We start from the raw sequence: 12,490 nt of genomic DNA, 5'->3' as shown, positions 1-12,490 counted from the left end.
GAATGTCACTCCCTTTATGGTAAGCATAGGCTTAACTACTTCGGAAGTGTTATCTTTCGATGGCATTCGTTAAGCCTCTGCTCTGCAAGAAACAGCACAATAGGTGCCGAGGGGCCACAGCGGCTCCATCAGAACCTATTGCCTATTTATTAATAAAACCTTTGTAATGGCGCTTGATCAATTGACTTTCAACCTGCTTCATCGTGTCAAGTGCAACACCGACGACGATCAGCAAGGAAGTACCACCGATCTGTACTCCACGCGGCAATCCGGCCAGAGCGCCGAAGAACACAGGCAGAACAGAGATGATAGACAAGAACAAAGCACCTGCTAGCGTAATACGAGACATCACTCGTGTCAAGTATGTTGCTGTTGCTTTACCCGGGCGAATGCCTGGAATGTATCCACCATTCTTCTTCAATTGATCCGCCATTTGCTGAGGGTTCATTTGAACGAATGTGTAGAAGAACGTAAAGCCGATAATCAACAGAACGTACAATACCATACCAAGCGGTTTGTCATAGTACATATTGTTGATAATCCAGTTCGCCCAACTGTGACCAGCCCAGAATTGAGCAATCGTGATCGGGAACATAAGCAACGATACTGCGAAGATGACTGGAATTACACCCGCACCGTTTACTTTAAGCGGAATGTGAGTATTTTGACCGCCATACATCTTGTTTCCGACAACACGCTTCGCGTATTGAACGGGAATCTTGCGGTTACCTTGTTGAATGTAGATAACCCCAACGATGATGAAGATGACGAAGAGCAAAATAACAATCACTTTCACAATGCTTAGGAACAAAGAACCGGCGTTCTCAACAAATTGAGATTGATAGATCTGAGCGATATGTGTCGGGAATGCCGCTACGATACCTGCAAAGATCAGAATGGAGATTCCGTTACCAATCCCCTTCTCGGTGATCTGCTCACCAAGCCACATCAGGAAAGCCGTACCTGCAGTCAATACGATTGCAATGACGACATACGTCATAATTGTTGCATTCGGCACCATTTGCAATCCGTACAAGCGGTTGAATCCAATCGCCGTACCAAATGCTTGAATGAGTCCTAAGCCAATCGTCGCATAACGTGTAACCTGTGCGATCTTGCGCTTTCCAACTTCCCCTTCTTTGGACCATTGCGTGAACTTAGGCACGACATCCATTGATAGGAGCTGCATAATGATCGATGCTGTGATATACGGCATGATCCCTAGTGCAAAGATGGAGAACTTGAACAGGGCACCACCAGAGAATGTATTCAACAAGGCGAACAAATCAGTTCCTTGATTTGCTGTTTCAAACACTGTCTTATCGACACCCGGAACCGGAATAAAGGAACCGACTCGATATACGATCAAGACCATAAGGGTGAATAAGATCTTTCGTCTTAAATCCTCGACTCGCCAAATATTGGATACGGTCTTGAACATTAGATCACCTCGGATTTACCGCCGGCAGCCTCGATCTTTTCTACCGCAGATTGAGAGAACTTATTAGCTTTAACAGTTAGGCTAACAGACAATTCGCCATTACCCAATACTTTGATACCGCTCATTGGGTTGTTCACGATGCCTTGCTCCATCAACAATTCCGGAGTTACTTCAGTACCAGCTGCAAAACGGTTCAAGTCAGCCACATTCAATACCGCATACTCTTTACGAGTTGGGTTGTTGAAACCGCGCTTAGGCAGACGACGGTACAATGGGTTCTGACCACCTTCAAAGCCTGGGCGAACACCACCGCCGGAACGAGCATTTTGACCTTTATGACCGCGACCTGCTGTTTTCCCGTTACCAGAAGCAATACCGCGTCCTTTGCGGTAGTTCTCTTGGCGGGAACCAGGTGCTGGAGAAAGTTCATGTAACTTCATCGTTCGTCGCACCTCCTTAATGATTTATGTCACTAAATTTATGTCTTTGACACAGTGAAGCTAAGCTTCGTAGCTTAGCCTTGGATTTCTTCAACTTTAACCAAATGAGTAATTTGGTTAACCATGCCGCGAATCGCAGGGTTGTCGTTATGAACAACCGTCTGATTCAGCTTACGAAGGCCCAGAGTGTTCACCGTTTTACGATGATTTTCTGGACGACCGATCAGACTGCGAACGAGGGTAATCTGCAATTTAGCCATCGTAGTCCCCTCCTTATCCTAACAGTTCCTCAACGGATTTGCCACGCAGCTTCGCTACTTGCTCAGCAGTCTTCAAACGAGAAAGACCTTCAAGCGTAGCATTTACCATGTTCATGGAGTTAGCGGAACCAAGCGATTTCGTAAGAATGTCGCCTACACCAGCCAGCTCCAATACCGCACGAACAGGGCCACCAGCGATAACCCCAGTACCTTCAGATGCTGGTTTCAACAATACACGGCCAGCGCCGAAGTGACCAATTACTTGGTGAGGGATCGTTGTACCAACGAAAGGAACGTGAATGAGATTTTTCTTCGCATCTTCAATTCCTTTGCGGATTGCATCTGGAACTTCAGAAGCTTTACCAATACCAGCGCCTACCCAGCCCTTGCCGTCGCCGACAACAACGAGTGCGCTAAAGCTAAAGCGACGTCCGCCTTTTACAACTTTAGCAACGCGGTTAATTTGAACAACTTTTTCAGACAGTTCTAGCGTATTTGGATCAACTCGCAAGTCGTTAACCTCCTTTTTTAACAATTATTAGAACTCAAGACCAGCTTCGCGAGCTGCGTCAGCCAATGCTTGAATACGTCCATGGTACAGGTATCCGCCACGGTCAAATACAACTACAGATACACCTGCGTCTTTTGCACGCTTAGCAATCAATTCGCCTACTTTGCGCGCAGCTTCAACGTTACCACCATTGCCAACTTGTTCACGAAGTTCTTTATCCATAGTGGATGCAGCTACTAGCGTTACACCATTAGCATCATCGATCACTTGAGCGTAGATATGTTTAGCGGAACGGAATACGTTCAAACGAGGACGTGCTGTCGTTCCTTCAATTTTCTTACGCACACGAAGGTGACGTTTCAAACGAGCTTTGTTCTTATCGCCTTTTGTAATCACGAATGTTTCACTCCCTTCAGTTTAGCCATTAAGCTACACGGGTAAGCGAGCTAGGCAAGATCTTACTTCTTCTTGCCTGCTTTACCTTCCTTACGCAGGATACGTTCGCCTTCATACTTAATCCCTTTACCTTTGTAAGGCTCAGGCTCACGTACGGAGCGAATTTTCGCTGCATAAGCACCTACGCGCTCTTTATCGATACCTTTAACGATGATCTTTGTTTGAGTTGGAACATCGAATTCGATGCCTGGCTCAGGTGTGATTTCAACTGGGTGAGAATACCCAACGTTCAGCACCAATTTGTCACCTGTTTTGTTAGCACGATAACCTACACCCACGAGTTCCAAAGATTTAGAGAAACCTTCAGTAACGCCGTTAACCATGTTGCTGATAACACTGCGTGTTGTTCCGTGCAGGGAACGGTGAAGTTTATTATCAGAAGGACGAACAACATTGATTTCATTGCCTTCAACGGAAACTTGCATTTCCTTGTGAACAGGTTTAGTCAATGTACCTTTCGGTCCTTTTACCGTAATCGCGTTGTCGACCAAAGTGATTTCAACACCACTTGGTACGTTAATTGGTTTACGACCAATACGAGACATGTGTTCTTGCACCTCCAATCATCTGCAATTCATTACCAAACGTAGCAGACTACCTCTCCGCCAGTTTTAGCTTGACGAGCTTCTTTATCCGTAACAACACCCTTAGATGTTGAAATAATCGCAATACCAAGGCCACCAAGTACGCGAGGTACTTCGTTTGATTTCGTGTAAACACGCAAGCCTGGTTTACTAATACGCTTAAGACCTGTGATAACACGCTCTTGGTTTTGACCGTATTTCAAGAAGATACGGATGATCCCTTGTTTGTTGTCATCGATATATTCTGCATCACGGATGAAACCTTCACGCTTTAGAATCTCAGCGATTTGCTTCTTCATCGTAGAAGCAGGCATTTCCACCGTCTCATGACGTACTGTATTTGCATTGCGAATACGTGTAAGCATATCTGCAATTGGATCAGACATAACCATTAGTGTAAACCTCCTTCCCGCAAGTGGGTTGATTACCAGCTAGCTTTTTTAACGCCAGGGATCTGGCCTTTATATGCCAATTCGCGGAAACAAATTCTGCAAATTTTAAATTTACGCAATACAGAATGCGGACGGCCGCAGCGCTCGCAACGTGTATATGCACGCACTTTGAACTTCGGGTTACGTTGTTGCTTGACAAGCATCGAAGTTTTTGCCACGTGTTGACACCTCCTAATTACTTTCATTCATAATCATGAACTTTTCCGACCTTACGAACATTACTTCGCGAAAGGCATGCCGAGTTGCGTCAACAATTCACGGGATTCTTCGTCTGTTTTCGCTGTAGTAACGATAACGATGTCCATACCGCGAACTTTATCGATTTTATCATACTCGATCTCTGGGAAGATGATTTGCTCCTTAAGACCAAGTGTGTAGTTACCGCGACCATCAAATGCTTTGTTGGAAATACCGCGGAAGTCACGTACACGTGGGAGTGTAACGTTGAACAATTTGTCCAAGAAGTAATACATTTTGTCACCGCGCAATGTTACTTTAACACCGATCGGCATTCCCTCACGAAGCTTGAAGCCTGCGATGGATTTTTTAGCGCGAGTAATGACAGGCTTTTGACCTGCGATTTGCTCCAATTCAGCAACAGCTGAATCCAAGACCTTAGAGTTAGAAACTGCCTCACCCATACCCATGTTGATGACGATTTTTTCTACTTTAGGTACTTGCATAACGGTTGTATAGTTGAACTTCTGCATCAAAGCAGGAGTAATTTCATTCAAGAAACGTTCTTTCATGCGAGCTGCCATTAGTAATGGACCTCCTTTCCTAGCGATTAGTCGATAATTTCGCCGGAGCGTTTTGCAACACGTACTTTTTTGCCGTTCTCCAATACTTTGTAACCAATACGTGTTACTTTACCGGACTTCGGATCCACGTGCATTACGTTGGAAACGTGGATTGGTGCTTCCTGCTCGATGATACCGCCTTGTGGGTTAGCTTGGTTAGGCTTTTGATGCTTCTTAACCATATTCACACCCTCAACAAGCACGCGGTTCATACGAGGATAAGCCGCGATAACACGACCTTTTTTACCTTTATCCTTACCGGAAATAACGATAACCGTGTCGTCTTTTTTAACGTGCAGTTTGTTGTTATGCGACTCGAGAACTTTCTTCATTCGTGGCATGTGTCACACCTCCTGAGACTTGCCTAAAGCGGCAATTACTTGTTAGATCACTTCCGGTGCCAGGGAAACGATTTTCATGAAGTCTTTATCGCGAAGTTCGCGAGCAACTGGTCCGAAAATACGTGTTCCACGTGGTCCCTTGTCGTCTTTAACGACTACCGCTGCATTTTCATCAAATGTAATGTAGGAACCGTCTTTACGTCGAACCGAACGCTTCGTACGAACGATAACTGCCTTTACAACGTCACCCTTTTTGACAACGCCGCCTGGTGTTGCTTGTTTGACAGAGCATACGATTAGGTCTCCGATATGGCCTACACGACGTCCAGTACCACCCAAGACACGGATACACATCAATTCTTTCGCACCAGAGTTATCTGCTACAGCTAAACGTGTAAATGGTTGAATCATTCTATTTTCCTCCTTTCGGTCAAGCTAACCGAACATTAAACGATTACGGCTTTCTCTACTACCTCAACGAGTCTCCAGCGCTTGTCTTTGGACAGCGGACGAGTCTCCATGATTTTGACAGTATCACCGATTTTCGCTTCATTGTTCTCATCGTGAGCTTTGAACTTCTTCGTATATTTAATGCGCTTGTGGTACAAGTCATGCTTTTTGTACGTTTCAACCGCTACAACGATTGTTTTGTCCATCTTGTCGCTGACCACTTTGCCAATTTGCACTTTACGAGCGTTACGTTCACTCATGAGTGTCATGCCTCCTTCCTGGTTACAGGATCTCTATTTTCAGTCAACATTCTGACGTCAATTAACCGCTAATCCCAAGTTCTCTTTCACGCAATACCGTCTTAGCACGTGCAATTGCTTTACGTACGTCACGGATGCGAGTTGGGTTGTCAAGCTGTCCAGTAGCCAATTGAAAACGGAGGTTGAAGAGCTCTTCCTTGAATCCAACAATCTTTTGTTCAAGTTCAGCAGTGGTCAAGTTGCGGAATTCAGTTGCTTTCATTTGCTTCACCACCCATTTCTTCACGTTTCACGAACTTCGTCTTGCATGGCAGCTTATGTGCAGCAAGGCGCATCGCTTCACGAGCAACTTCCTCAGGCACACCGGAAAGTTCGAACATGATTTTACCTGGCTTAACAATGGCTACCCATTTTTCGACGTTACCTTTACCGCTACCCATACGAACTTCGAGAGGCTTAGCTGTAATTGGTTTGTCTGGGAAGATTTTGATCCAAACCTTACCACCACGCTTGATATATCGAGTCATCGCAATACGAGCGGACTCGATTTGACGGTTTGTGATCCATACTGGCTCCAAAGCTTGCAAACCGTATTCACCGAAGTTCACAGTAGTGCCGCCTTTAGCGCGACCCTTCATTGTCGGTCTAAATTGCTTGCGATGTTTCACACGTTTAGGTACCAACATGATTAGTTGCCTCCTTCCTCAACAGCCTTTTTCTTAGCCGCAGGAAGTACCTCTCCACGATAGATCCACACTTTTACGCCGATACGGCCGTATGTGGTGTGTGCTTCAGCTGTGCCATAGTCAATGTCTGCGCGAAGCGTATGAAGTGGTACAGTTCCTTCGCTGTATCCTTCTGTTCTAGCGATCTCGGCACCGCCCAAACGACCGCTAACCGATGTTTTGATTCCTTTTGCACCAGCACGCATTGTGCGTTGGATTGCTTGTTTCAAAGCACGACGGAATGAAACGCGGCGCTCCAATTGTTGTGCAATGCTCTCCGCAACAAGGATTGCATCCATGTCTGGAGTTTTGATTTCAGAGATGTTGATGTGCACTTTTTTGTCCTTCGCGATTTTTGTAACTTCGCGACGAAGTGCTTCAACTTCGGAACCACCCTTACCGATAACCATACCAGGTTTAGCAGTGTGGATAGTTACGTTCACGCGGTTAGCCGCGCGCTCGATCTCGATGCGGGATACTGCAGCATCTTTCAATTTATTCTTAAGGTACTCACGAATTTTTACGTCTTCAATCAACAATGTACCGAAGTCTTTGTCAGCGTACCATTTTGATTCCCAATCACGAATGATACCCACTCGAAGTCCGACGGGATTTACCTTTTGACCCACGCATTTTCCCTCCTTATTTCTCGGATACCACGATAGTAATGTGGCTTGTTCTCTTGTTGATACGGCTTGCACGTCCCATAGCACGAGGACGGAAACGTTTCAACGTTGGACCTTCGTTCGCATAAACTTGCTCGATTACAAGTTTATTGACGTCCATTTGGTAGTTGTGTTCTGCATTCGCAATCGCAGAGTTCAGCAATTTCTCAACTACTGGAGAAGCTGATTTCGGCGTGTGACGCAGAATCGCAATCGCTTCGCCTACTTGCTTACCACGGATCAAGTCGATCACGAGCTTAACTTTACGAGGAGCGATGCGAACGTTCTTCGCATGAGCTTTCGCTTGCATGGTAGTACCTCCCCTCAATTTCGATGTTCAATATTAACGTCTACCCGTTTTCTTATCGTCGTCATGACCTTTGTACGTACGAGTTGGCGCGAATTCACCAAGTTTGTGACCTACCATATCCTCTGTCACATACACAGGCACGTGCTTACGGCCATCATATACCGCAAATGTATGACCGATGAATTGAGGGAAAATGGTGGAACGACGAGACCAAGTCTTGATAACAGTTCTTTTCTCTGTTTCGTTCATCACTTCAACTTTTTTCATCAGGTGACCATCAACGAATGGTCCTTTTTTCAAACTGCGACCCATGTGTAAATCCTCCCTTCAGGAAACCTGTATCGTTCTTTTGTTACAATGCTTCGATATGTCACCGAGCTAATATTACTTCGTACGAGGACGAACAATATACTTGTCGGATTGCTTACCTTTTTTACGCGTTTTGTAACCAAGTGTCGGTTTGCCCCATGGAGACAACGGAGATTTACGTCCGATTGGCGCGCGTCCTTCACCACCACCGTGTGGGTGATCAACTGGGTTCATTACAACCCCGCGGACAGTAGGACGTTTGCCCATCCAACGGCTGCGACCAGCTTTACCAACTTTGATAAGCTCATGGTCACCATTACCTACGGATCCGATAGTCGCACGGCAAACTTTCAACACTTTGCGAACTTCGCCAGAAGACAAACGAATTGTTACATAACGCTCTTCTTTACCAAGCAATTGCGCTTCCGTACCAGCGGCGCGAACCAACTGACCACCTTTACCTGGTTGCAATTCGATGTTGTGGATAACTGTACCCACTGGAATGTTTTCAAGCGGCATAGCGTTACCGATTTTGATATCAGAACCTGCGCCAGACATGATTACATCGCCAACTTTAAGACCTTTAGGAGCGATAATATAACGCTTCTCACCGTCAGCATAGTTGATCAATGCGATGTTGGAAGTACGGTTTGGATCATACTCAATTGTAGCAACGCGGCCTTGAATGCCATCTTTGTTACGTTTGAAGTCGATCACACGGTACTTACGTTTGTGACCTCCGCCGTGGTGGCGAGTCGTAATCTTACCTTGGTTGTTGCGTCCAGCATTTTTGCTAAGAGGCGCAAGCAACGATTTCTCCGGAGTGCTTGTTGTAATTTCTTCGAATGTAGAAACACTCATAGCACGACGAGCCGGGGATGTCGGTTTGTACTTTTTGATAGGCACTAGTTTTCCCTCCTTACCTCAAGACTTTTAATTATACAGTTTCAAAAAACTCAAGTGGTTTGCTATCAGAAGTCAAAGTAACAAAAGCTTTCTTCCATTCGGAAGTATAGCCACTGTGGCGGCCATAGCGCTTAGGCTTGGCAGGAACACGCAAAGTGTTCACGTTCGCTACTTTTACTTTGAAGATTTGCTCGATTGCATCTTTGATCTCCGTCTTGTTAGCACGCATATCCACTTCGAATACATACTTCAGGCTATCCATCATCTCAGCAGTACGCTCAGTGATGATCGGACGGATAATGATATCGCGAGGATCCTTCATTATGCGAACACCTCCTCTACCTTCGAAACCGCATCCTTCGTAATGATGAGCTTTTGATGACGAAGTACGTCATACACGTTCACTCCATCAGCCGCCACCAATTTTACAGATGGGATATTACGAGCGGAGAGCGCTACATTGTCGTTGTACTCAGGCACAACTACAAGTGCTTTGCGATCTACTTTAAGGTTATTAAGCATAGCTTGGAATTCTTTTGTCTTTGGTGCGTTCATTGCCAACTCATCCAATACGATGATTTGGTTTTCCAACACTTTAGTAGAAAGTGCAGATTTGATCGCAAGACGACGTACTTTCTTAGGAAGCTTATAAGAATAGCTGCGTGGTGTAGGTCCGAATACAGTACCACCGCCAACCCATTGTGGGGAACGGATTGAACCTTGACGCGCACGGCCAGTTCCTTTTTGTTTCCATGGCTTACGGCCACCGCCGCGAACCTCGGAACGTCCTTTTACTTTGTGCGTACCTTGACGCATGGATGCAAGCTGCATAACAACTGCATCATGAAGAACATGTTTGTTCGGCTCAATTCCAAATACACTGTCTGCGAGTTCGATCTCGCCAACTTGCGTACCGGAGATGTTGTATACTGCTACTTTAGGCATTCTAAGCTCCTCCTTTCTTCAACAATTACTTCTTAATAGAAGATCTAATTTTAACGAAGCTGTTTTTAGCACCAGGAATGGAGCCTTTAACGAGGATTACATTGCGTTCTGCATCCACTTTTACAACTTCAAGGTTTTGAATCGTGATTGTGTCAGTACCCATGTGTCCTGGAAGACGTTTGCCTTTAGGAACGCGGTTCGCTTGAATGGAACCCATGGAACCTGGTCTACGATGGTAACGGGAACCGTGAGCCATAGGGCCGCGGCTTTGTCCCCAACGTTTGATAACGCCGGCGAAGCCTTTACCTTTCGAAATGCCTGTTACGTCAACAAATTCGCCTTCAGTGAAGATGTCGGCTTTCAACTCCTGGCCAACCTCATATTGAGAAAGATCGATACCACGAAGTTCTTTAACGTAGCGCTTAGGCGTTGTGTTAGCTTTCTTTGCATGGCCTTGTTCTGGTTTGTTAGCGTTCTTTTCCTTTTTATCAGCATAGCCGATTTGGATCGCTTCATAACCATCATTCTCCACATCTTTCTTTTGAAGAACAACGTTAGGACCAGCTTCAATCACGGTTACTGGCAAGACGTTACCTTCTGGGGTAAACACTTGAGTCATGCCAAGTTTTTTTCCTAAGATACCTTTCATGTTGACACCTCTTTTCCTTCCATAAATACAGTCGTGTGTTAGTTACTTACCTTACAGTTTGATTTCGATATCTACACCGGACGGCAGGTCCAGTCTCATCAACGCATCAACTGTTTGCGGTGTAGGATTCACAATGTCGATCAAACGCTTATGTGTGCGCATCTCGAATTGCTCACGAGAATCCTTATACTTGTGCACCGCGCGAAGAATAGTGATCACTTGCTTCTCAGTTGGCAACGGAATCGGACCAGATACACCTGCACCGGAACGCTTCGCTGTTTCAACAATTTTCTCTGCGGATTGATCAAGAATTCTGTGGTCGTATGCTTTCAAGCGAATACGAATTTTTTGCTTTGCCATTTCATTCCCTCCTTTAATCGCCCAATTTTGCATCGGACATACTCCGTGAAAATTTTCTGTCACACCACCCATGGCAAAGGGGCCGGGTGTGTCAGTAACCTCTCACTTCATCGCAACGTCGACGAACAACATTCACTATTATATATAAACTTCTAGGCAATTGCAAGCATTTATCTAATTTTCATACATGCAATTAACTAGAAACTTCATACAACTTTTTTCGCCCAAATCACTTTATCCATTATATATGGGCAAGCCTTATAAAGCCACGGTAACTCATGGCATAGCAGTTGGTATTTCCCATAAATAAAACAATCCCTCAGCTGCTAAGCCGAGGGATTGCAAGAAGCATTAAGCTTCAATTATTTGCTGATGGAAGCAACCGCACCTGCACCTACAGTACGTCCGCCTTCGCGGATCGCGAAGCGTGTACCTTCTTCGATCGCGATTGGAGCGATCAATTTAACGGATACAGTGATGTTGTCGCCAGGCATAACCATTTCAGTACCTTCTGGCAGGTCGATAACGCCTGTTACGTCAGTTGTACGGAAATAGAACTGTGGACGGTAACCAGTGAAGAACGGCTTATGACGGCCACCCTCTTCTTTAGTCAATACGTACACTTGAGCGGAGAACTCAGTGTGCGGCTTAACTGTGCCTGGTTTAACCAATACTTGACCGCGCTCGATGTCAGTACGGTCAACACCACGGAGCAATGCACCGATGTTGTCACCAGCTTGAGCGGAATCAAGAAGCTTGCGGAACATCTCAACGCCTGTTACTACAGACTTGCGAGTTTCTTCTTGGATACCAACGATTTCGATCTCGTCGCCTACTTTAACAGTACCGCGCTCTACACGACCTGTAGCAACTGTACCACGGCCAGTGATGGAGAATACGTCCTCGACAGGCATCAAGAAAGGCTTGTCAGTGTCGCGCTCTGGAGTTGGGATGTAAGTGTCGATTTGCTCGAACATTTCAACGATCTTGTCAGCCCACTCGCCATCTGGGTTCATAAGCGCTTCACGAGCGGAACCACGGATGATTGGAGTGTCGTCTCCAGGGAATTCATATTCGCTCAAGAGATCGCGAACTTCCATTTCAACCAACTCAAGCAACTCTTCGTCTTCAACCATATCGCATTTGTTCAAGAACACTACGATGTATGGTACGCCTACTTGGCGGGAAAGAAGAATGTGCTCACGAGTTTGTGGCATTGGACCGTCAGCAGCGGATACTACGAGAATCGCGCCGTCCATTTGAGCAGCACCAGTGATCATGTTTTTAACATAGTCAGCGTGACCTGGGCAGTCAACGTGTGCATAGTGACGGTTAGGTGTTTCGTACTCTACGTGGGAAGTAGAGATTGTGATACCGCGCTCGCGCTCTTCTGGAGCTTTATCGATTTGGTCAAATGCGATTGCAGCACCACCATAACGTTTGGACAATACAGTTGTGATAGCAGCAGTCAAAGTAGTTTTACCATGGTCAACGTGACCAATAGTACCAATATTAACGTGCGGTTTATTACGTTCAAATTTTGCCTTTGCCATTTGAACAATTCCTCCTTAATCGTGGAATAGAATGTATTTAGGAGGCCGACTCCAGCGATAGTCGTCTTAAGCC

Annotated in this window: 23 protein-coding genes; all 23 read right to left on the bottom strand. The window is 45.6% G+C overall.

Features of this window, described 5'->3' with window-relative positions; all coding sequences use genetic code 11:
• Window positions 1-142 precede the first annotated feature (142 nt).
• Window positions 143-1,441, bottom strand: coding sequence for a preprotein translocase subunit SecY (secY, locus tag B9Y93_RS23865; protein ID WP_085499026.1), 1,299 nt, complete (start codon window positions 1,439-1,441; stop codon window positions 143-145).
• Window positions 1,441-1,881, bottom strand: a complete 441-nt coding sequence (rplO, locus tag B9Y93_RS23860; RefSeq protein WP_085499024.1) for a 50S ribosomal protein L15 — start codon at window positions 1,879-1,881, stop codon at window positions 1,441-1,443. Before rplO ends, secY begins: the two co-directional genes overlap by 1 nt.
• Before the next feature lie 74 nt (window positions 1,882-1,955).
• Entirely contained in the window at window positions 1,956-2,141 is a 186-nt protein-coding gene (rpmD, locus tag B9Y93_RS23855; RefSeq protein WP_085499022.1) for a 50S ribosomal protein L30, read from the bottom strand.
• Window positions 2,142-2,154: 13 nt separating this feature from the next.
• Window positions 2,155-2,652, bottom strand: coding sequence for a 30S ribosomal protein S5 (gene rpsE / locus B9Y93_RS23850; RefSeq protein ID WP_085499020.1), 498 nt, complete (start codon window positions 2,650-2,652; stop codon window positions 2,155-2,157).
• A 27-nt stretch (window positions 2,653-2,679) separates the two neighbouring features.
• The gene (gene rplR, locus B9Y93_RS23845; protein WP_085499018.1) at window positions 2,680-3,048 is read right to left on the bottom strand and encodes a 50S ribosomal protein L18; all 369 of its coding nucleotides are present in this window, start codon (window positions 3,046-3,048) and stop codon (window positions 2,680-2,682) included.
• Between the two features lie 62 nt (window positions 3,049-3,110).
• Window positions 3,111-3,653, bottom strand: a complete 543-nt coding sequence (rplF, locus tag B9Y93_RS23840; RefSeq protein ID WP_085499016.1) for a 50S ribosomal protein L6 — start codon at window positions 3,651-3,653, stop codon at window positions 3,111-3,113.
• Window positions 3,654-3,685: 32 nt separating this feature from the next.
• Window positions 3,686-4,084: a 30S ribosomal protein S8 gene (rpsH, locus tag B9Y93_RS23835; RefSeq protein ID WP_085499014.1), complete on the bottom strand. Its 399-nt coding sequence runs from the start codon at window positions 4,082-4,084 to the stop codon at window positions 3,686-3,688.
• Between the two features lie 32 nt (window positions 4,085-4,116).
• A complete protein-coding gene (locus B9Y93_RS23830) occupies window positions 4,117-4,302 on the bottom strand; it encodes a type Z 30S ribosomal protein S14 (RefSeq protein WP_085499012.1) in 186 nt (61 codons plus the stop codon).
• A gap of 60 nt (window positions 4,303-4,362) precedes the next feature.
• On the bottom strand, window positions 4,363-4,905 hold the full coding sequence (gene rplE / locus B9Y93_RS23825; RefSeq protein WP_085499011.1) for a 50S ribosomal protein L5: 543 nt from the start codon (window positions 4,903-4,905) through the stop codon (window positions 4,363-4,365).
• A gap of 26 nt (window positions 4,906-4,931) precedes the next feature.
• Window positions 4,932-5,285 carry a 50S ribosomal protein L24 gene (gene rplX / locus B9Y93_RS23820; protein ID WP_085499009.1) on the bottom strand — a complete coding sequence of 118 codons (354 nt, stop codon included), beginning with the start codon at window positions 5,283-5,285 and terminating at the stop codon, window positions 4,932-4,934.
• A 42-nt stretch (window positions 5,286-5,327) separates the two neighbouring features.
• Complete coding sequence (rplN, locus tag B9Y93_RS23815) at window positions 5,328-5,696, bottom strand: 50S ribosomal protein L14 (RefSeq protein WP_085499008.1); 369 nt, start codon at window positions 5,694-5,696, stop codon at window positions 5,328-5,330.
• 35 nt (window positions 5,697-5,731) lie between these two features.
• The gene (gene rpsQ, locus B9Y93_RS23810; protein WP_085499006.1) at window positions 5,732-5,995 is read right to left on the bottom strand and encodes a 30S ribosomal protein S17; all 264 of its coding nucleotides are present in this window, start codon (window positions 5,993-5,995) and stop codon (window positions 5,732-5,734) included.
• Between the two features lie 61 nt (window positions 5,996-6,056).
• Window positions 6,057-6,257 (bottom strand): 50S ribosomal protein L29, encoded by a 201-nt coding sequence (gene rpmC / locus B9Y93_RS23805; protein ID WP_085499004.1) that lies wholly within the window; start codon window positions 6,255-6,257, stop codon window positions 6,057-6,059.
• A complete protein-coding gene (gene rplP, locus B9Y93_RS23800) occupies window positions 6,244-6,681 on the bottom strand; it encodes a 50S ribosomal protein L16 (protein ID WP_085499002.1) in 438 nt (145 codons plus the stop codon). Before rplP ends, rpmC begins: the two co-directional genes overlap by 14 nt.
• Before the next feature lie 2 nt (window positions 6,682-6,683).
• Window positions 6,684-7,349, bottom strand: coding sequence for a 30S ribosomal protein S3 (gene rpsC, locus B9Y93_RS23795; RefSeq protein ID WP_085499000.1), 666 nt, complete (start codon window positions 7,347-7,349; stop codon window positions 6,684-6,686).
• 13 nt (window positions 7,350-7,362) lie between these two features.
• Window positions 7,363-7,695, bottom strand: coding sequence for a 50S ribosomal protein L22 (gene rplV, locus B9Y93_RS23790; protein ID WP_085498998.1), 333 nt, complete (start codon window positions 7,693-7,695; stop codon window positions 7,363-7,365).
• Window positions 7,696-7,728: 33 nt separating this feature from the next.
• Window positions 7,729-8,007 carry a 30S ribosomal protein S19 gene (gene rpsS / locus B9Y93_RS23785; RefSeq protein WP_085498996.1) on the bottom strand — a complete coding sequence of 93 codons (279 nt, stop codon included), beginning with the start codon at window positions 8,005-8,007 and terminating at the stop codon, window positions 7,729-7,731.
• A gap of 72 nt (window positions 8,008-8,079) precedes the next feature.
• Window positions 8,080-8,910 carry a 50S ribosomal protein L2 gene (gene rplB / locus B9Y93_RS23780; RefSeq protein ID WP_085498994.1) on the bottom strand — a complete coding sequence of 277 codons (831 nt, stop codon included), beginning with the start codon at window positions 8,908-8,910 and terminating at the stop codon, window positions 8,080-8,082.
• A gap of 31 nt (window positions 8,911-8,941) precedes the next feature.
• Window positions 8,942-9,232 (bottom strand): 50S ribosomal protein L23, encoded by a 291-nt coding sequence (rplW, locus tag B9Y93_RS23775; protein ID WP_085498993.1) that lies wholly within the window; start codon window positions 9,230-9,232, stop codon window positions 8,942-8,944.
• The gene (gene rplD, locus B9Y93_RS23770; RefSeq protein ID WP_085498991.1) at window positions 9,232-9,855 is read right to left on the bottom strand and encodes a 50S ribosomal protein L4; all 624 of its coding nucleotides are present in this window, start codon (window positions 9,853-9,855) and stop codon (window positions 9,232-9,234) included. The genes rplW and rplD overlap by 1 nt, the downstream gene beginning before the upstream one ends.
• Window positions 9,856-9,880: 25 nt before the next feature.
• Entirely contained in the window at window positions 9,881-10,504 is a 624-nt protein-coding gene (rplC, locus tag B9Y93_RS23765; protein ID WP_085498989.1) for a 50S ribosomal protein L3, read from the bottom strand.
• Between the two features lie 51 nt (window positions 10,505-10,555).
• The gene (gene rpsJ, locus B9Y93_RS23760; protein WP_006676490.1) at window positions 10,556-10,864 is read right to left on the bottom strand and encodes a 30S ribosomal protein S10; all 309 of its coding nucleotides are present in this window, start codon (window positions 10,862-10,864) and stop codon (window positions 10,556-10,558) included.
• Window positions 10,865-11,226: 362 nt separating this feature from the next.
• Window positions 11,227-12,417, bottom strand: a complete 1,191-nt coding sequence (gene tuf, locus B9Y93_RS23755) for an elongation factor Tu (protein ID WP_085498986.1) — start codon at window positions 12,415-12,417, stop codon at window positions 11,227-11,229.
• Between the last annotated feature and the right edge of the window lie 73 nt (window positions 12,418-12,490).

This window comes from Paenibacillus aquistagni, from assembly GCF_900177815.1.
Taxonomy (GTDB): domain Bacteria; phylum Bacillota; class Bacilli; order Paenibacillales; family Paenibacillaceae; genus Paenibacillus_B; species Paenibacillus_B aquistagni.
This window is presented reverse-complemented; position numbering and strand designations above follow the sequence as displayed.

Excerpts from the sequence above, each read along its gene's own strand:
- secY (WP_085499026.1), bottom strand. The coding sequence starts at position 1,441 with ATGTTCAAGACCGTATCCAATATTTGGCGAGTCGAGGATTTAAGACGA.
- rplO (WP_085499024.1), bottom strand. The coding sequence starts at position 1,881 with ATGAAGTTACATGAACTTTCTCCAGCACCTGGTTCCCGCCAAGAGAAC.
- rpmD (WP_085499022.1), bottom strand. The coding sequence starts at position 2,141 with ATGGCTAAATTGCAGATTACCCTCGTTCGCAGTCTGATCGGTCGTCCA.
- rplF (WP_085499016.1), bottom strand. The coding sequence starts at position 3,653 with ATGTCTCGTATTGGTCGTAAACCAATTAACGTACCAAGTGGTGTTGAA.
- rpsH (WP_085499014.1), bottom strand. The coding sequence starts at position 4,084 with ATGGTTATGTCTGATCCAATTGCAGATATGCTTACACGTATTCGCAAT.
- rplE (WP_085499011.1), bottom strand. The coding sequence starts at position 4,905 with ATGGCAGCTCGCATGAAAGAACGTTTCTTGAATGAAATTACTCCTGCT.
- rplX (WP_085499009.1), bottom strand. The coding sequence starts at position 5,285 with ATGCCACGAATGAAGAAAGTTCTCGAGTCGCATAACAACAAACTGCAC.
- rplN (WP_085499008.1), bottom strand. The coding sequence starts at position 5,696 with ATGATTCAACCATTTACACGTTTAGCTGTAGCAGATAACTCTGGTGCG.
- rpsQ (WP_085499006.1), bottom strand. The coding sequence starts at position 5,995 with ATGAGTGAACGTAACGCTCGTAAAGTGCAAATTGGCAAAGTGGTCAGC.
- rpmC (WP_085499004.1), bottom strand. The coding sequence starts at position 6,257 with ATGAAAGCAACTGAATTCCGCAACTTGACCACTGCTGAACTTGAACAA.
- rplP (WP_085499002.1), bottom strand. The coding sequence starts at position 6,681 with ATGTTGGTACCTAAACGTGTGAAACATCGCAAGCAATTTAGACCGACA.
- rplV (WP_085498998.1), bottom strand. The coding sequence starts at position 7,695 with ATGCAAGCGAAAGCTCATGCGAAGAACGTTCGCATCGCTCCTCGTAAA.
- rpsS (WP_085498996.1), bottom strand. The coding sequence starts at position 8,007 with ATGGGTCGCAGTTTGAAAAAAGGACCATTCGTTGATGGTCACCTGATG.
- rplW (WP_085498993.1), bottom strand. The coding sequence starts at position 9,232 with ATGAAGGATCCTCGCGATATCATTATCCGTCCGATCATCACTGAGCGT.
- rplD (WP_085498991.1), bottom strand. The coding sequence starts at position 9,855 with ATGCCTAAAGTAGCAGTATACAACATCTCCGGTACGCAAGTTGGCGAG.
- rplC (WP_085498989.1), bottom strand. The coding sequence starts at position 10,504 with ATGAAAGGTATCTTAGGAAAAAAACTTGGCATGACTCAAGTGTTTACC.
- rpsJ (WP_006676490.1), bottom strand. The coding sequence starts at position 10,864 with ATGGCAAAGCAAAAAATTCGTATTCGCTTGAAAGCATACGACCACAGA.
- tuf (WP_085498986.1), bottom strand. The coding sequence starts at position 12,417 with ATGGCAAAGGCAAAATTTGAACGTAATAAACCGCACGTTAATATTGGT.